A 311-nucleotide genomic window follows, 5' to 3' on the forward strand; every position below is an offset into this window, starting at 1 on the left:
CGTTTGACAACTTTCGCCGAATTGGGCTTTCAACCCATGGCAGTAACGATGTTCCAGTCACAGAAGTTCCATGGCTTAAATTTAACCCGGGTATTATTGACACGGTAATTTAACCCGGGTATTATTGGCTCATCCAATTCAAGCCCAATCTCACCGTGACTGATACCGCTACACCTTCCTACACCAGCTTCAACGGCCACAAGCGAATTGCCTCTGGCAGCTTGAAGGTCAACGCATTGGCTGTGAAACACGCCCTGGCGACAGGCGTACCCAATCCGCTGCTGACCTTCTGCGACCAGACTGGCCAAGTT

The 311-nt window shown here is 50.8% G+C and carries 1 protein-coding gene; it reads left to right on the top strand.

Translation table 11 applies throughout. The features are described 5' to 3' along the window. Positions 1–155 precede the first annotated feature (155 nt). Positions 156–311 (top strand): DUF2239 family protein (locus C5P05_RS00025; protein ID WP_114967963.1); only part of this gene is annotated, 156 nt, incomplete at its 3' end.

Source organism: Rhodoferax ferrireducens, assembly GCF_003347515.1.
In the GTDB taxonomy this organism is placed as follows: domain Bacteria; phylum Pseudomonadota; class Gammaproteobacteria; order Burkholderiales; family Burkholderiaceae_C; genus Rhodoferax.